Source organism: Colwellia sp. Bg11-28 (assembly GCF_002836245.1).
Classification (GTDB): domain Bacteria; phylum Pseudomonadota; class Gammaproteobacteria; order Enterobacterales; family Alteromonadaceae; genus Colwellia; species Colwellia psychrerythraea_A.
Map to the genome: position 1 here is coordinate 354,500 of NZ_PJBA01000006.1, position 18,154 is coordinate 372,653.

Here is an 18,154-nt window from a genome sequence, read left to right on the forward strand (position 1 = left end):
ATAACGATTAAAAAGCCACATTAATAAAGACTACCACTAAAAGAATTGGGCAGATAAAGCGTAAATAAAAGCCAAGTAATTTTAGTGACATGTGTTTATTTAACTGAGCAATATCGGTAAGTTGATTCCCTCGTTTCCACAACCAACCAATAACTATGAAGTAAAACAATGACATCAGGGGTTGTAAAATAGTAGTTAAGAGCTGGATCACTAAGCCAAATAGTTGCTCAAAAAAGGCAATGAGAAACATACTGGCAATAAATACTAACCCAGAGACTAACCAAGTTGCACGTTTTCTTGTCATCGCTTTATCTTCAATGAGATAAGCAACGGGCACTTCAGTTGATGAAATTGTTGAGGTAAGGGCTGCAATTGATAACAGTGAGAAAAAAGCAAAAGAAACAAGTAATCCCACGCCTCCCATAGAGCTAAATAAGGTTGGTAAAATATTAAAAATAAGTTGCCCTTCACCAATGAGATGACCGTCTACAAAGACTTCTTGTCCACTATGTTGAGCGACAAAGAGAGCAGGGATAATCAGTAAACCAGCAATAAAAGCAATAAAGGTATCAAGTAACGTTATCGATAATACTAACTTACCTACGCTTTGTCCTTTAGGCATATATGAGCCATAAGCCATCATAGCGCCAACACCGATAGCGAGTGAGAAAAATGCTTGCCCCATGGCCGAAATAATCAATTTTGGCTCAGTGACTTGACTAAAGTCAGGGACTAAATAAAGCGTCAAACCTTCTTTCGCACCATCTTGCTGTAAGATGTAAATGATTAAACCAAGCAACATTACTAATAACATTGGCATTAATCGTGCTGACCAACGCTCTATGCCACTGTGAACGCCTTGATGAACGATAGCAGCACCTAGCACGATAAATATGGGCGTAAATATTACATTTCGCAGCGTGCTTGAGGTCGATAGCCAATGCGATAAATCCAGTAAACCGACTAATTCAGCTAATGACGCTAGTGCATGCGACAACATCCAACCGGCTACTATGGTATAAAAACTGAGCATCATCATCGCACCAATAATCCCTATGATGCCAGCAGAGTGTCCGAGTTTATTAAAGCGCTTACCACATGCGTTAGCTAAGGCGGAAACAGGGTTGGTTTGTGCTTGATTGCCAATATAAATTTCTGCATAAAGTGCAGGCAAAGCAAGTAAAAAAGTCACCACTAAATAAACAACTAAAAAAGCACCACCGCCATTATTTGCCGCCTGAGTAGGGAACGCCCAAATATTGCCTAAACCTATAGCAGCACCTGCTGCAGCGAGAACAAAACCAAGACGAGAATGAAAAGAATCGCGAGAAGAAGCTGTGGTCATAAATAGTGAGTAGTCGATAAAATTAGTTGTGCAAAGCTTACCGAGTTAAGGCGCTTAGGGGAAGCACTATTCATTGCTTTTATTACATTTTTGTTAGCAATATAACGGAATAATTTATGGACACAGGAGAGACTGAAACTCGCATATTGAGGTGGCTTGAGTATATAATACTGTCATTTTGTAAATAGTAACAATTGAAGAGCAAGATATGTTGAAGCATGAAATTATTCCGGTAACCCCTTTTGAGCAAAACTGTACTTTATTTTGGTGTAGTGACACTAAAAAAGCTGCGGTAGTGGACCCTGGTGGTGATATCGAAAAAATTAAAGCGGGTATTGCCAAACATGGCTTAACACTTGAAAAGATTCTAATTACGCATGCACATATTGATCATGCGGGTGCAACTGATGATCTTGCAAACCACTACGATGTGCTGATAGAAGGCCCACACAAAGAAGATCAGTTCTGGATAGATGGAATTGAAGATCAAAAGCAACGCTTTGGTGGTGCTTTCTCTTATGCGAAAAAATTTACGCCAAACCGTTTTTTAGATCAAGGTGATACCGTTAGTTTTGGTAATATTGTTATGGAAGTGTATTTTTGTCCGGGTCATACACCTGGGCATGTTGTGTTCTTTCATCGTGAGTCAAAACTTGCCCAAGTTGGCGATGTGCTATTTAGTGGCTCAATAGGGCGCACTGACTTTCCTCGTGGCGATCATGCAACGCTGATTAATTCTATTCGTAAAAATTTATTCCTTTTAGGAGATGATGTTCGTTTTATCCCTGGACATGGCCCAATGAGTACTTTTGGGCAAGAGCGCCGCAGTAATCCTCATGTAAGTGATGCTGCGGTAGGGATGAGATAATGGGGCTTTTGGTAGTCAAGGCTCAGCGCCAACTTAGAAAAATAGATAACAGCAAAGTATTTCAAGGTGTTGTCATTGCGGTTATTTTATTATCTGCGTTATTGATTGGCGCAAAAACACATAATCTATCCTCTAACGTAGTCGCTATTTTATTGCTTATGGATGTAGCGGTTACTGTATTTTTTGCTATAGAGATATCTATTCGTTATTTAGCGTGTCCCCAGAAAAAGAACTTCTTTAAAAGTGGCTGGAATATTTTTGATACGGTTATTGTTATTGGTAGCTTAGTTCCATCAGGTGGCTCAGGTGTACTACTCGCTCGATTATTGCGAGTCTTTCGTGTTCTGCGTTTAGTATCCATGGTGCCAGAATTACGCTTACTGATTAATGCATTACTAAAAGCGATACCTCGTATGGGTTATATCGCGCTGCTTATGTTTGTAATTTTCTATATTTATGCCGCAATCGGTAGCATGTACTTTCACTCAATTAACGAAGTGTTATGGGGTGATGTCTCCATCTCTATGTTGACCTTATTTCGTGTTGCCACTTTTGAAGATTGGACCGATGTTATGTACGAAACCATGGCTGTACATCCACTAAGCTGGATTTATTATTTAACTTTTATCTTTTTAACCGCCTTTATCTTTTTAAATATGATGGTGGGTACGGTATTAGAAGTGATGAGTCAAGAACATGAGCAGTTTCGTGCAGAGCAACACGGTGAAAGTGGAGATGGCGGTGAGCCCGCTAGTCGCGCACAAATTGATAAATTAGAAAGTGAAATAGCAGAAATTAAAGCACTCTTGTTAGCCAAAACCTAAGAGTGAAATAGGCTTGTGTTACTTGCATAGTCTTAATTGAAAATCACTTAAAGTTAATTCGCAGATACTCACTTGAGTATCTGCCTATCCTCTAATCACATGAGTATGCAGGTTCCAGCTAAAATACGTACTTTTATACCTATTGAGTTTTCTTAAATTGGGTAATAATACGGTCAAGGTGGTTAGCAAAATTTTGTCTATCTGTTTGATTTAAAGCAGGTGGCCCACCTGTATGCACGCCGCTAGCACGCATGGTGTCCATAAAGTCACGAATATTGAGACGCGATTTTATATTTTCCTTAGTATAAAGCTCGCCACGTGGACTAAGGGCAATACCCGACTTATCTATCACTTCATCTGCTAGTGGAATATCACTGGTGATAACTAAATCATTAGCTTCAATACGCTTAACTATTTCATCGTCGGCAACATCAAAGCCGCTACTTACCTGCATGAAACTTATAAAAGGCGAAGGTGGTATGCGGACATGATGATTAGCCACCAAGGTGATGGCTATTTTCGTTCTGTCAGCTGCTTTGAATAATATTTCTTTGATCACCACTGGACATGCATCAGCATCAACCCAAATTTTCATGTTTTTCCTCAGGGTCTATTGACCGCTCGCGTTATTTTTACTTATGCTGCTATGATACCGTAATTTATTCGGTAATTAACAATTCGGATGAAAAACAGGACTAATAACACAATGCTAAATCCTCATTACCAACAAATATGGCAAACGGTACAGTTAATTCCGCAAGGTAAGGTGGCTTGTTATGGGCAAATTGCGGATTTAGCCGGTTTGCCCGGTAGAGCGCGTCTGGTCGGTAAATCGCTTGGTAAAGTACCAAAAGATGGCTGGCGAGGGCAAAGGGTACCTTGGTTTAGAGTTATTAACTCACAGGGTAAGATTTCTTTCCCTCCAGGCAGTGAAAATTTTGATAAGCAAAAGCATCATTTGCAAGATGAGCAGGTCGTTGTGATTGGTAGCAGGATCAAACTAAAAGAATTCCAATGGAAGCCCGATTTATCAGAATTATTGTTTTCACTAGAATTTTAACTAATCGCTACTCTAAGGTTTTATTCTTAACTTATGCAAACCGGGCTATTTGAGTAAAGGGGCAAGTCTTGTTAAGGCCATTTTTTCTAACTCCTGGTATATGTGATCCTCCTGCCAACACTGGTGAATATTCTTAATTTGCATTATTTCAGCCATAATGCTCTTTTGTGCTACTGATATCTCTCTGGCTTTTACGTATGAAATATCAGGAGAAAAACTGACCATTTGATCTAATGAAGGCCAAAGTTCGGGGTACTTTAATGCGAATTGATGAGCTATCTTTTGATTCAATTGCTCATCAATATTATCATCAAGACTGCTTATCTCAGTAAAATAGTCATTAGATAATTTACTAATAGCATCGTTATTTTTTTTACGTTGTAAGTAATAAGCGGGTAATATTTTTAGCCAGTCATCACGGTATAACTTGATAAGCTTTGCGAGTACGTGACAATCTTCAAAACTACTATTTAAACCTTGGCCATAGAAAGGCAGCATGGCATGCGCAGCATCGCCTATCAAAGCCACTTTGTTATTTATCACCCAAGGATCGACACTCACTAAAAATAGTGGACTAGGTGTTTTATTTAGGAATTCAGTGACAGGATTTTCTAATAGTGGCATAACATCAGTAAAATGATGGAGAAAAAACTCCTCTACAGCCTTTGCACTTGTCAGTGACGAAAATGAAATAGGTCCTTGGTAGTTTAAGTATAAGGTACAGGTAAAACTACCATCATTATTTGGCAGTGCAATCAATAAAAATCCCTTGCGAGGCCATAAATGACTAGCATGTGGCGATAATTTAGAACTACCATCTTTGTTCGGGGAAATGGTTAATTCTATGTATGATTGCTTCATATAACGTTGAGAATAGCTAAAACGTGGTGTTTCCTGCGCAAGACGACGTACTTTAGAAAAAGCACCATCGGCAGCAAAGACGTAATCTGCATCTATCTCTTTATGGCCTTTTCTACCTGCTTTCAAGTAGCTGAAAGAGGAGCAAGCAGTGCTAAAATCTACGTATGTTAATCGTTGCTCAAAGTGTAAGTTAACTTGTGCTTCTTGCTCAGCTTGACTGATCAGAATATCAGTCAATTTTTCTCGTGATATAGACCAGATAGCTTGATTTTTTTTACCATAGTTTTGTTCTGATATAATCCCATCTTGCCCATGGAATACACGCTTATAAAGTGGCGTAGCATATTGACGAACTTTCTTATCAATGCCAATAATAGCCAGTGCCGCCCATGCTCTCTCTGATAAAGTAATATTAATAGATCTACCTTGCTGAGCAATGTGCGTTCTGGGGTCTGGGCGTGATTCAAAGACATCTACCTGATAATTGGCACGTGATAAAATAATGGCTAGCATGGCGCCTACAGGGCCAGATCCTGCGATGGTGATTTTATTTTTTAACTGTGGAAGTTCAGTCAATGGCTAACTACTTAAATAATTTTTATCACTATTTAAATAGCATAGTAAAACAAAAAAGCCCAGTCAAAGACTGGGCAAAAACAACAGATAAAACAAAAGGAGAAACATGAAATAAATTAGGAGTTATGAATTTCCATTCAATAAGCTTTTACCATTTATAGCTATCTTTCGAGACTTTAATGCTTCTGGGATTTCTCGTTCTAAATCAACGTGTAGTAAACCGTTTTCCATAAAGGCGCCAATGACTTTGACGTGTTCTCCTAGTTGGAATTTACGCTCAAAATTTCGCTCTGCAATACCTTGATGTAAAAAATGACGAGTGGTTGCTTCGCTTTCCTGTGTTGAATTAGCTGGGGGTTGCTTGGTACCAACAATGATTAAGCCATTGTCTTTAGATTCAATATCAATATCTTCTTCACGAAAGCCTGCGACAGCCATAGTAATCCGGTATTGATTTTCGGCCAATAACTCAATGTTATATGGCGGGTATGATGATTGTTTGCCCGGCTGGGAAGCTTTATCAATTAAACTAGCTAAATGGTCAAAGCCAATAAATGAACGATAAAGAGGGCTGTAGTCTGTAGAGTTACGCATAATAAGTTATCCTATAATATAGCAATAAAGTGATTATTATTTTAAATAGCGATGTTGATGTTATTAGTGATTTTCTAGCAAAAATATTGCCTAGCGTTTAATCACAAAATCATATGTCATTTAAAATAATGCTGCCTTTCACAATGAACAGGCAATTTTTGTTGTGTAGCCCCTTACGGCGACTACACAATTAAAGATGGGATTGTTTATTGATTTTTCAAGAATAAAGTTGAATTGATTTGTGTTTTATTTTTCAAGTTTTTGTTTTTAAATGCTATTTTAAGTTTGTGCTTAAAGCATTATTTTTCAGTTTCTTTTACGGGAAGTTCTTTAGTCGCATCAACTTCGGCTTCAGGATCGATAACGATAACAGGCGCCGTATATCTAACTTTAGCTAGCGCTTTATCATAATTAGGATGTTGTGATATGTTAGCAACTAGCTCTTTGTAAACAATCTTTCCTTGGTTATTTATAACAAATATGGCACGGGTAAGTAGTCCCATATCCTTAATTAATAAACCATAACTCGTGCCAAAATCACGCCAAACTGAATCGGATAGTACTTTAATATTGTCGACTTTTTCAGCATCACAAAAACGTTTTTGAGCAAAAGGCAAATCATTACTGATGGTTAAAATGGTAATATTCTCAGGGAGCTTTGCTGCTTCTTCATTAAATCGTTTTGTTTGGATAGAACAAACACCGGTATCTAAGCTTGGCACTACTGAAATAAGTACCGTTTGTCCTTGAAAGTCTGCCAATGTCACCGGTGCAAAGTTTTTATCTACAACTTTAAACTGCGGAGCTTGCTCGCCAACATTTACCTGTTCGCCTAACAGGGTGACATACTTATCTCCTGCTTTGACTAGGTTTTGTGTTGATTTAAGTTTTTTTGAGTCAAAATTATCACTATGGCTAGTGAAAGCAATCGTAAAACTGGCGATAAAAAATGCACATAAGGCAATGTTTGAAGTAGGAAAATTCATGGTTTATTGAAATTAATGGTTAAGGTGAAATTATATTAGCCGTTTAGCGATAAAAATTCTATAAATAGAACTTAATCATTGTGTTTTATGTTGGATACTTTAAGGTTATCAATAGAGGCTAGATATTTAATACTCGGCCATTGTTATCGTTTATGTAAGGCCTAAGATTAATATGACCACTAAATTATTAATTTGTGATGATTCTAATATGGCGCGCAAGCAAGTAGCGCGATCATTACCTGATGGTTGGGATGTTGAAATAAGTTTTGCCGCTGATGGTGTTGAGGGAATTGAAGCGATAAAGGCAGGGAAGGGCGACGTACTATTACTTGATCTTAACATGCCAAAGATGGATGGCTATCAAGTGCTTGAAGCCATTATGGCGCAAGATTTACCAACACTTACCATTGTAATATCAGGTGATATTCAACCTGAGGCTCATCAACGTGTGACGAGTTTAGGCGCACTAGGTTTTATTCAAAAACCGGTCAATAAAGATATTCTCACTGAAGTACTATCATCGTATGGACTTTTCTCTCATGAAATTCCAGCGACGAATCATGAATTAGACACATCGCATAATACGTCAATTAATATTCCTGCAACTACACCATCTGCTGTTATAAATACTCCTGAGAAACCCAAGGTTACTCAAATTAATGTCTCTACGGTTGAGAGTGAACCACAAGTTGCAGAGACAAATCTTACCTTATCAACGGATGTTCGCGATTGTTATCAAGAAATAGCCAATGTTGCTATGGGTCGAGCGGGTGATTTACTTGCTCGTTTACTCAACGTTTTTGTTGAATTACCTATTCCTAATGTTAATTTCATCGAAGTGAGTGAGCTTCGAATGGCGTTGAAAGATATTGAAAATCATGAAAGTACATCGGGTATTTGCCAAGGCTTTATTAGTGCAGGCATTTCAGGAGAAGCCTTGTTGATCCTTAACGACTCTAGCTTTAAAGATGTCGCATCACTGATGAATTATCAATACGATGCAGATATGGGGACTGAGTTAGAACTATTAATGGACTTAGCAAATGTACTTATTGGTGCCTGCTTAAAAGGAATATCAGAGCAGCTCGATATTCAGTTTAGTCAGGGACATCCTGAGGTATTAGGGCAACATAGAAAAATTTCTGATTTAATTGCAAATAATGCCAATAAATGGAAAAAAACACTCGCAATAGAAATTAGTTATAGCATAGAGGACTATCCAATCAAGTGTGATTTGTTATTACTCTTTACGGAAAAGTCTATGCAAACACTTAATAATAAATTGGCCTATTTGATTGATTAACTCATGAGTTAACAGGTACAAATCACTTATGGCAAATGACATAAGTATAAGTTAGCGCGATTAAGCGACGACAGGAATTGGTTATGACGTTAGAAAAATCACAATTAAATGAATTACATTGGCTAATGGAAATGTTGCATAACATTGATGTTGGTCTAGTTGTGCTTGATAAAGAGTTCACCATTCAAATATTTAATGGTTTTATGGAAAACCATAGTGGTTTATTACCTCGTCAAGTAAAGGGAAAGTTGATATTTGATCTCTTTGAAGAAATCCCTAAAGATTGGTTTACTCGCAAGGCAGAATCAGTTTTTTTACTGAAAAATAAAGCCTTTACCATATGGGAACAAAGACCCTACTTGTTTAAGTTTGATAGTTATCGCCCTGTTACTGGCAGCGCTGATTTCATGTATCAAAACACCACGTTCATTCCGCTTTTATCTTCTACGGGTGACGTTAGCCACTTGTGTTTATTGGTTTATGATGTCACAGACAATGCTGTGCATAAGCAAGGCTTGAAAAAAGCGAATGAAGAATTGGCAATATTAAGTCAAACAGATGGCTTAACTCAATTGTTCAATCGTGCGCACTGGGAGACGTGTTTATTAGCTGAACATAAGCGTTGGGGCCGAAGTCAACATGCTAGCTCATTAGTGATGTTAGATATTGATCACTTTAAAAATGTAAATGATACTTATGGTCACGTGGTTGGTGATGTCGTTATTCGCCACCTTTCTAGCTTGATTCGCCACCATGTTAGGGAAACCGATATTTGTGGTCGTTATGGCGGTGAAGAGTTTGCCATTTTATTGGCAGATACCTCCCTTAAAAATGCCTACGTATTTGCTGAACGTCTTCGAAAAGAAGTGGCTAAGGCCACTGTGACTTACAATGATATTGATATTAATTACACTATAAGTGTTGGTGTAGCTGAAGTTGATGAGAGTATTACAAGCCATGAAGCTTGGGTTGAATGTGCTGATGCCGCTTTATATCAATCAAAAGAAACAGGTCGTAACAAAACGTCATTGCATCCGAAACAAAACAGATAGATAAGCTAGTAGAATAAATAAAGTGCCACTCTCTTCATTTTATTTATTCTACTGATGATTCAAGGCTTACCGTGAAAGCATCGTTAATAGTAAAGCGATTACTATGCAAATGACTAAATTTACGTGACTACAGTTTACGTTGCTAAAGTTTAAAAATTTTCATCAAGGTCAATGGTAACAGTATCATCAACCATAATATTAGATTTGGCCATTGGCTATAGGGAGTATCACCCTTAACAAACTCAACCGTTCCTTTAAGTACTACCTCTTCAAATTGTGGTGCAATCGCAGTAACTTCTCCCAAATGATTTATCATGCCTGTCACACCGTTATTTGTTGCCCTTACTAATGGGCGACCAAACTCTAACGCCCGCATTCGAGCAATTTCAAAGTGCTGGTGAGGACCATGAGAATCACCAAACCATGCATCATTACTGACTGTTAAAATCATATCGGTATCATCAGTGAAATTGGCTGCTAATTGCATTGGAAAAGCTATTTCAAAACAGTTTAACGGTAATATATGTAAGTTATTAGCGATTAAATTTGGTTGAATGTAGTTACCGGCAGTAAAAGAGGACATCGGTAGGTTGAAAAAGGGTGCTATTGGGCGAAGCAGTTCTTGGAACGGGACAAATTCACCGATAGGTAATAAGTGACTTTTATAGTATCTATTGCTGTGGTTATAATAATAACCTTGTTCATCTTCAGTATTTTTCTTACCTAGAACCACCAAAGCATTAAAGTACTCTTTGCTTTCAAAATTGTAGTTAATTAAACCCGTAATTATTGTGCTGTTGTTCAAAATCGCTGAGCTATTCACTGTACCTAAATAGTCTTGTACTGCAGGCTCTAGCGCTGGAATAGCCGACTCAGGCCAAACAATAAGATCGGCATCATAGTTTACACGCGTTAAATCTAGGTATTTCAACATGGTTGGCCACTCTTGCTCTGGCTGCCATTTTATTGATTGGGCTACATTACCTTGAATTAGCGCCACTTTAGTCGATTTACCGGTTAACTCGGTCCAGCTTACATGGGCGAAACTAAAGCTGGTAAGCATAATGCTTACCATTAAGCTGAGTGGTAAAAGTAAATTTTTGTGTGATAGCGTGATTGAGGATTTTTGATTTTTGTTATTGATATAATCTAAACAAAAACAGTAAATTTTTACCCAGCAAATATTTAATACTAAGATAATGCCTGTAAGACCTACTTCACCGATAACAGGTGCAAAGCTGGCCAACGGACTATCTATTTGACTATAACCAAGCGATAGCCAAGGAAAGCCTGTTAACACCACCGCGCGCAAGTATTCGCACAGTAACCAAATAGAAGGGAATAACCATAAATTAACGTGTTTATTCTTGGCTATTCTCGCCGTTAAGTAACCTGCAAGTGCTGGGAATATTGCCAAGTAAGCACATAACGCTAACATTAATAGCAAAGAAACTATTAGTGGCAGGCCACCAAATTGGTCGATACTGACATGAACCCAGCTAATACCACTGCTAAACCAGCCAAAGGCAAAAAGGGCTGTTTTTTTAGCGGCTACTCTTGGGGAGGAATTTTTGACTTGATATAACATGATGCTAGGTAACGTTAATGCCAACCACCAATAAGAAAAGGGGGCGTAAGCAAAAACCAAGAAAAAGCCACTAAGAAAACACAGCCAATTACTTGGGTTTGTTAGTTTGCTTTTTATTGATTGAAAAACAGAAGCCTTAATGATGTTAGTCACTCACTTTACCGTTAATTTCGTGACCTTTATCAACACTTACTTGTAGCATTTGCATACGTCTACTATCGGCTACTAGCACTTTAAATTCAAAGTTGCCTAAGCGAAATAGTTCACCTTTTTGTGGCATATGATTAAACTGACGCAAAACAATACCACCAATGGTATCGGCATTGGTGTCATTAAAATTACAGTTAAAGTAATCATTGAAGTCGCCAAGCTCGGTCAGCGCTTTTACTAGATAAACATTTCCTGCTAAGTGCTTAATTTCTTCTTCAATTTCATCATCGGTTTCATCTTCAATTTCACCAACAATTTGTTCTAAAATATCTTCGATGGTGATAACACCGGAAACACCACCGTATTCATCAACAACAATGGCCATATGGTAGCGATTTGAACGAAACTCTTTTAATAAAGGTTCGACCTTTTTACTTTCAGGAACAATAATAGCAGGTCGAATAACGTCACTTAAGCTAAAATTATCACTTTGAGAGTTAAAGCCAAAAGCAAGTAGATCTTTCGCTAATAAAATACCATCAACGTGATCGATATCCTCATTAACAACGGGAAAACGTGAATGACCAGACTCTAGAATAATAGGTAAGAACTCATCAAGGCTATGGTTTATATCAATCGTAACCATTTGAGAACGTGGGATCATAATCTCTCGTACGCGCATTTCAGATACGTCTAAGACACCTTTAATCATTTGCTTGGTTTCAGGATTGATTAATTCTCTGTCTTGAGCATCATTTAATATATCAATCAATTGATCTTTATTTTTCGGTTCAGGCGTTAATACTTGCATAACTTTATCTAAAAAGGACTTACTGGCTGAACCGTTACTAGAGTGGGGGGTGTCATCGCTCATAGAGCTATTTGTATTCCTGTATTATGGTATTGGGCATGTAATCGAACATGTTACTCATCAAATTATGAGTTAATTCTATTTCTATCGTTATAAACTAATGATTTACTGTTCTAAATAAGGATTACTAATCCCTAGTTTTTCTAAAATGGTAATCTCAATAGACTCCATTTCAAGTGCTTCAGTGTCACTTATATGATCAAAGCCAACTAAATGCAAGCAGCCATGAATAACAAGATGAGCCCAATGTTCAAACAAGGCTTTATTTTGCTCTTGCGCTTCTTGCTTCATTACTTCAATGCAAATAATCAAGTCGCCTAATAGGTTAAGTTCAATGCCATCAGGTACTTCAAAAGGAAAAGATAAAACATTGGTTGGTTTATCTTTGTCTCGATATTGTTTATTCAGCTGTTGGCTTTCTTCATTATTTACCAAGCGAATGGTAAGTTCAAAATCTTGATTTGGGTTACTGCTAACTTCGGCTAGGGCAGTATCAACCCATAACTGAAATTGCTCTTTAGTGGGTAATTTGGTGGGAGTACAGGCAACTTGAAGATCAATCACATGAGCCATTAGCTTACATCGCTCTTATCATTACTTGTTTGTTGAGCCTGTTTTTTTTCTTGTTTTTGTCTATTTATTTTTTGCTCATAACTATCATAGGCATCAACTACTCGGGCAACCACAGGATGACGAACGACGTCTTTTGATTGGAAGAAGTTAAAACTAATACCATTGATGTCTTGTAAAACTTCAATGGCATGACGAAGCCCTGACATCTGATGACGAGGTAAATCGACTTGCGTAATATCACCGGTAATAACAGCACGAGAGTTAAAACCAATACGCGTTAAGAACATTTTCATTTGTTCAACGGTAGTGTTTTGACTTTCATCTAAAATAATAAAGGCATCATTAAGTGTTCGGCCACGCATATAAGCCAGTGGAGCAATTTCTATAACATTACGCTCTATGAGTTTTTCGACTTTTTCAAAGCCAAGCATTTCAAAAAGAGCATCATAAAGCGGCCTTAAATAAGGATCTATCTTTTGTGATAAATCACCAGGTAAGAAACCTAATTTTTCACCCGCCTCTACAGCTGGTCTTGTGAGTAAAATACGACGCACTTCTTGACGTTCTAGCGCATCGACAGCACAAGCAACAGCTAAATAGGTTTTACCTGTGCCTGCAACACCAACACCAAAACTAATATCACTCGTTATTATGCTTTGTACATAAGCTTGTTGATTACCATTGCGGGGTTTAACGACACCACGCTTTGTTTTAATGGTTAGCATATCATCAAATTTATTATCTAATTGACTATTTATTTGTTTGCCTAATTCTGATGATACTTTATCGCTCGGTTGCTCTTGTTCGAGACAATCAGCTTCTAGAATGGCTAAATGAACCATCTCAGGAGTGATTATTTTGCCTTCACCTTTAACTTCTTGGCTTTCAATATACAAGTCTTTCAATACTTGAACAACGGCCTGAGAATTTGACGGCTGACCAACGACAGTAAACTCATGGCCACGATAGCTTATTTCTACACCTAAGCGGCGTTCAATGGTTTTCAGGTTATCGTCCATAGGGCCACATAAATTTGCTTGTCTATGGTTGTCTACAGGCGTCAAACTGAAAACGGCTCGGGTTAGTTTAGTCGCTGATGTCGTCAAATTCATTTCCGTTTTGTAAAAGTTAAAAGGCTATATAAACCCCAAAGGGTGTTTATGGTGTAAAAGTACCCACACCTAACTCGTCAAGATTACTTGGCGTTGCCATGTGATGGTTATTTGCCAAAATATCAGCAGGAGAATGAGCTATACGTAGACCCATTTCTTTTTCTTCTCTTACTAATTCACCACGTAAAGAGTTGGCAACTACATCAGTAATTTTGATATCGACAAATTGTCCAATAACGCTATGTGGGGCAACAAAGTTAACCGTACGGTTATTTTCTGTTTTACCACGTAATTCCATAGGATTTTTTCTTGAAGGACCTTCAACAAGAACACGTTGCTCTGTATTAAGCATTTGTCTGGCAATGCGTAATGCTTGATGTGTTATTTGCTCTTGTAGTAGCTTTAAACGATCTTTCTTAGTTTGATCACTAATATCATCAGGTAAATCGGCTGCTGGAGTACCAGGACGAGCGCTATAGATAAAGCTAAAACTTAAATCAAAATCAACCGCTTTAATTAAATCCATCGTTGCCGTGAAGTCTTCATCGGTTTCCCCTGGGAAGCCGATAATGAAATCAGAAGACATAGATAATTCAGGGCGTACTTTTTTCAATTTTCGAATTTGAGATTTATACTCAAGCGCGGTATGGCCACGTTTCATTTGCGTTAGAATGCGATCACAGCCACTTTGAACCGGAAGATGCAAGTGATTTACTAGTTCAGGAACATCGGTGTAGGCTTCAATAATATCGTCAGTAAACTCAACCGGGTGAGAAGTGGTATAACGAATACGATCGATACCATCTATGGTGGCAACCAAACGTACTAGATCAGCAAAGCGACAAATTGAACCATCATGTGTTTCACCACGATAAGCATTTACGTTTTGGCCTAATAGGTTTACTTCACGAACACCTTGCTCAGCAAGTTGCGCTATTTCGTATAATACATCATCAAGTGGACGACTAACTTCTTCGCCACGTGTGTAAGGGACTACACAGAAAGTACAATATTTACTACAGCCTTCCATAATAGAGACAAATGCACTGGCACCGTCAGCTTTAGGTTCAGGCAATCGGTCAAATTTTTCAATTTCTGGAAAGCTTACATCAATAATTGGACTCTTTGAGTGCTGCAATTGATTTAGCATTTCAGGTAAACGGTGCAATGTTTGTGGACCAAAAATCATATCGACAAAAGGAGCACGTTTACGTATAGAGTCACCTTCTTGTGAGGCAACACAACCACCAACACCAATGAGTAAATCTGGTTTTTTATCTTTTAGATTTTTCCAACGACCTAGTTGATGAAATACTTTTTCTTGAGCTTTCTCACGAATGGAGCAAGTATTAAGCAAAATAACATCAGCTTGTTCCGCTTCTTCAACCAACGAGAAACCATGGGTTGAATCCAACAATTCTGCCATCTTCTGCGAGTCATACTCGTTCATCTGACAGCCCCAAGTTTTGATATATAGCTTTTTACTCATTACTTCACTCTTTGCACACGAATTCGTACTGGAAATGCCTAAGCAAACCCCGTACAGATAAAAGGACGCGTATTTTATACCAATTGGTGACTAATTTCGAATGAATAAGGCAAATGTCTTCATTATTTTGTTTTATCAAAAAAAGAAGGGTCTAATTTAAGGTCATCAATGGGAAGCTAATGACTAGTTGGCTGCTACCGTCATCATTATCAAAAGTATTGAGTGAAGCGTGGTGTTTACTGGTAATTTGACGAATCGTATAACTAGCGAGATCGAAGTCGATTCTACTGTTGAGTTGGTTAAAAGAATCATTGTCGCTATTAACAGTGAGCCATAATTTTTGCTTAACCTCTTGTAACGTAAGATTGAAGTTTTGTGCTTCACTCTTAAATATGGCCGACATCAGTGCTTCAAATATGACTTTGTAGACATCTGATCTTAATTCATAATTTAAGCTATCGATTTTATCATCAAGAGTACAGTATAGTTTTACTTCGTATTTACTATGAATATAGTTAGCTAAAAAAGGAATCGCTACAGTTAAATCTTTGCCAGCAAGACTATCGGGTTCCTGTGAATCAAGGTTCTCTTTAAGCACTAATATACTTTTTTCAATCAATTGCTTACTTTGTTCTACTTCATTACTTGCTAGCGACGTAGAGGTGAGTTGTAAATTACGTTGAATAGTTTTCATCACTCGACCGCAATTTCTCATGTCATCTTTGAGCAAATTGTGAATGTTTCTAATTGATTTCGTCCGTAAATAAAGTAACCAAGAGGTCAACAACACGATAAACAAGACTAAGATGATGTAAATAATTTTCAGTTCTACTGTCCAGTACCAAGGATAGGCGACATCTATCTCAGTATAAGCTTTTACATCACTCCAATGCCCTAAGCTATTAGTTGCCATAATCTCAATATTATAATGACCTGAAGCCAGGCCTGTTAAGGTTAATTGGTTATTACTAATTTGCTGCCATTGGCTATTATTAATTCGGTACTGATATTTTTTCGCTAACCCTGGGCGATAGTCCAAACTAGCCAAGTCAAAGGTGATGACATCGTTACCACTTTCAATCTTAATCGTTTTATTAAGTAAATAAGCTTTACCTGAAATAGTTGTTTTGCTGATAATAACATTCGGATTAAACTGTTTTTGTTCAGATAGATCGAGTGCCAAAATACCACTGTAGTGAATGGCATAAAGGGTGTCATCTTTTACTAACATACTGCTGACAAAAGAATACTGTTGAGTATTTTCTATCATAGTAACTTGATAATTTTTTGGCGATATACGATATAAACCTGGCTGGCCAGATACCCATACTTCACCATTAATTTTTATCATTTCGGTGAAGCTATGATCTTTAGAAAGCTGAGCTAATAAGTCACCTTGTTGATTAAACACTAAAATACCATCGCCGAGCGTTGAGGCAAAAATTTTGTTGTCAGCTAAAACAAATGAAACTACTTTACTTTTATTTGGTGACTTCAGTGTTGTGGTCACGTTGGTTGCTTGTTCGTAAATGCTAATGTGCCTGCTGTTTGCAATCCATATTTTTCCTTCCTCTAATGGTAAGACATCAATAATCTCAGGACTCAACAATCCCTTTTTAACATCGATATGATTTATAATTTTTTTACTATTTAAGTCATAGATATAGAGGCCATCATCATTAGTGGCTATGTAGAGTAAGTTGTTTTTATGCTTAAGTTTTAATACAAGTTGATCGGCAATAATATTCAGTTTACTCACTTTCTCTTGGTTTTTATCATAGCGCCATAAACCATCAAAACTTGCGATGTATAGGTTTTTGTTTACCTCTATGGCATCAAATATTTTTAGGCCTTTTTTAGTGAAGGCAGTATTTACGCTTGGTTTAAATATAGGTTTTAAGAAGTTTTGTAAACCAGCGCCATAACTGCCAATAATGATCTCATTATCAAATAGTTTGATTTCATTAGCATTGATTGGAATATCAAAAATAACTTCATGATTGGTAATGTAGTTCTCATTAACTTGTTCAATACCTTGATTACTCACCAACCATAAAACTCCCGATGCATCATGAAATATATCTCTAATACGTACGGTTTTACTTTGTCCATAGTGATGAGGAATTGTTGAAAGTGTCAGGCCATTATATTTGGTGATAATATTTTTTTTATTTACTGTAAAGAAATCATCACTATCAAACGCTTTAGTTAGCCCATAGATGGTCTCATTATGCCCTATATTTGATATTGTTCCGTCATCTGAAAAACGGTAAATCTTGTTCGCTGTTATGGCTATCACTGCATTAGATATGGCCGTTAATGCAGTAATCGGCTCATTAATGATAATAGAAAGGCGGTCACCTTGTAATTGAAATAAGCCTTTTTCATTCGATATATATAGGTGCCTTTGATTATGAACAAGATGATCAATACTAATATCATTTTCAATAATATTAGTTTCTTTAGTACTTGGGTTATATCGATACAACTTATTTGGGGCATTGATGTAATATTTATCTTTAAACATTACTGCATCAAAGTGGTTCTGCCGTGGAATATCAACAGGAATTTTTGTAACAGTACCGGTTTGAGTGTGAAATAACCATAAGCCGTGAGTTTCTGTGGCAAGTAAAAGGTTGTCATCAATAAGGCTCATATTATGTATCCAAGAATATGGCAGTGGCCATTCTTGATTACTGAGCGAAAAAGTAATATTACTATTGGCATCAACGCGCGTTAACCCTTGTTGACCGGCTAACCAGATAAAACCGTCCTTGTCTTGGAGTATTTTATTAACGTTACTTAGGGTTTTAATCGATGTTGCATTGTTGGCTTCACTTAAAAAGCTAACGCATAAGAGGCTAAACACTAGAAGTATAGAAAGCTTAGCCTTAAACATTTT

At 37.4% G+C, this 18,154-nt stretch carries 16 protein-coding genes; 5 read left to right on the plus strand and 11 right to left on the minus strand.

The window, feature by feature from the left end; all coding sequences use genetic code 11:
- Positions 1-7 precede the first annotated feature (7 nt).
- Positions 8-1,345 (minus strand): sodium-dependent transporter, encoded by a 1,338-nt coding sequence (locus CXF79_RS08480; protein WP_101154653.1) that lies wholly within the window; start codon positions 1,343-1,345, stop codon positions 8-10.
- A gap of 208 nt (positions 1,346-1,553) precedes the next feature.
- Between CXF79_RS08480 and CXF79_RS08485 the strand changes: the two genes are divergently transcribed.
- Together CXF79_RS08485 and CXF79_RS08490 are read left to right on the plus strand one after the other, a co-directional pair.
- On the plus strand, positions 1,554-2,213 hold the full coding sequence (locus CXF79_RS08485; protein WP_101154654.1) for an MBL fold metallo-hydrolase: 660 nt from the start codon (positions 1,554-1,556) through the stop codon (positions 2,211-2,213).
- Positions 2,213-3,037: an ion transporter gene (locus tag CXF79_RS08490; protein WP_011044339.1), complete on the plus strand. Its 825-nt coding sequence runs from the start codon at positions 2,213-2,215 to the stop codon at positions 3,035-3,037. The genes CXF79_RS08485 and CXF79_RS08490 overlap by 1 nt, the downstream gene beginning before the upstream one ends.
- Positions 3,038-3,176: 139 nt before the next feature.
- Here the strand turns inward: CXF79_RS08490 and CXF79_RS08495 are convergent, their stop codons facing one another.
- Positions 3,177-3,632 carry a YaiI/YqxD family protein gene (locus CXF79_RS08495; protein ID WP_011044338.1) on the minus strand — a complete coding sequence of 152 codons (456 nt, stop codon included), beginning with the start codon at positions 3,630-3,632 and terminating at the stop codon, positions 3,177-3,179.
- 111 nt (positions 3,633-3,743) lie between these two features.
- On the opposite strand from CXF79_RS08495, the gene CXF79_RS08500 reads away from it, so the two are divergent.
- Positions 3,744-4,097: an MGMT family protein gene (locus CXF79_RS08500; protein ID WP_041737102.1), complete on the plus strand. Its 354-nt coding sequence runs from the start codon at positions 3,744-3,746 to the stop codon at positions 4,095-4,097.
- 45 nt (positions 4,098-4,142) lie between these two features.
- Here CXF79_RS08500 and CXF79_RS08505 read toward each other — a convergent pair whose 3' ends face one another.
- From CXF79_RS08505 to tpx, 3 genes are all read right to left on the minus strand, one after another.
- Positions 4,143-5,534, minus strand: a complete 1,392-nt coding sequence (locus tag CXF79_RS08505) for an FAD-dependent oxidoreductase (protein WP_101154655.1) — start codon at positions 5,532-5,534, stop codon at positions 4,143-4,145.
- A gap of 123 nt (positions 5,535-5,657) precedes the next feature.
- Positions 5,658-6,128 (minus strand): Hsp20 family protein, encoded by a 471-nt coding sequence (locus CXF79_RS08510; protein ID WP_011044334.1) that lies wholly within the window; start codon positions 6,126-6,128, stop codon positions 5,658-5,660.
- A gap of 299 nt (positions 6,129-6,427) precedes the next feature.
- Entirely contained in the window at positions 6,428-7,114 is a 687-nt protein-coding gene (gene tpx, locus CXF79_RS08515; RefSeq protein ID WP_011044333.1) for a thiol peroxidase, read from the minus strand.
- A 172-nt stretch (positions 7,115-7,286) separates the two neighbouring features.
- Here tpx and CXF79_RS08520 point away from each other — a divergent pair, with 172 nt between their 5' ends.
- Both CXF79_RS08520 and CXF79_RS08525 read left to right on the plus strand, forming a co-directional pair.
- On the plus strand, positions 7,287-8,417 hold the full coding sequence (locus CXF79_RS08520; RefSeq protein ID WP_011044332.1) for a response regulator: 1,131 nt from the start codon (positions 7,287-7,289) through the stop codon (positions 8,415-8,417).
- A gap of 83 nt (positions 8,418-8,500) precedes the next feature.
- Entirely contained in the window at positions 8,501-9,469 is a 969-nt protein-coding gene (locus CXF79_RS08525; protein ID WP_011044331.1) for a sensor domain-containing diguanylate cyclase, read from the plus strand.
- Positions 9,470-9,611: 142 nt separating this feature from the next.
- Here the strand turns inward: CXF79_RS08525 and lnt are convergent, their stop codons facing one another.
- From lnt to CXF79_RS08555, 6 genes are all read right to left on the minus strand, one after another.
- Positions 9,612-11,210: an apolipoprotein N-acyltransferase gene (gene lnt, locus CXF79_RS08530; protein WP_101154656.1), complete on the minus strand. Its 1,599-nt coding sequence runs from the start codon at positions 11,208-11,210 to the stop codon at positions 9,612-9,614.
- Positions 11,203-12,081, minus strand: coding sequence for an HlyC/CorC family transporter (locus tag CXF79_RS08535; protein ID WP_011044329.1), 879 nt, complete (start codon positions 12,079-12,081; stop codon positions 11,203-11,205). Before CXF79_RS08535 ends, lnt begins: the two co-directional genes overlap by 8 nt.
- Before the next feature lie 102 nt (positions 12,082-12,183).
- A complete protein-coding gene (gene ybeY / locus CXF79_RS08540; protein WP_101154657.1) occupies positions 12,184-12,651 on the minus strand; it encodes an rRNA maturation RNase YbeY in 468 nt (155 codons plus the stop codon).
- The gene (locus tag CXF79_RS08545; protein WP_011044327.1) at positions 12,651-13,757 is read right to left on the minus strand and encodes a PhoH family protein; all 1,107 of its coding nucleotides are present in this window, start codon (positions 13,755-13,757) and stop codon (positions 12,651-12,653) included. Before CXF79_RS08545 ends, ybeY begins: the two co-directional genes overlap by 1 nt.
- Before the next feature lie 52 nt (positions 13,758-13,809).
- Positions 13,810-15,252 (minus strand): tRNA (N6-isopentenyl adenosine(37)-C2)-methylthiotransferase MiaB, encoded by a 1,443-nt coding sequence (gene miaB, locus CXF79_RS08550; RefSeq protein WP_011044326.1) that lies wholly within the window; start codon positions 15,250-15,252, stop codon positions 13,810-13,812.
- A gap of 151 nt (positions 15,253-15,403) precedes the next feature.
- On the minus strand, positions 15,404-18,121 hold the full coding sequence (locus tag CXF79_RS08555) for a ligand-binding sensor domain-containing protein (RefSeq protein WP_232769123.1): 2,718 nt from the start codon (positions 18,119-18,121) through the stop codon (positions 15,404-15,406).
- Positions 18,122-18,154 lie beyond the last annotated feature (33 nt).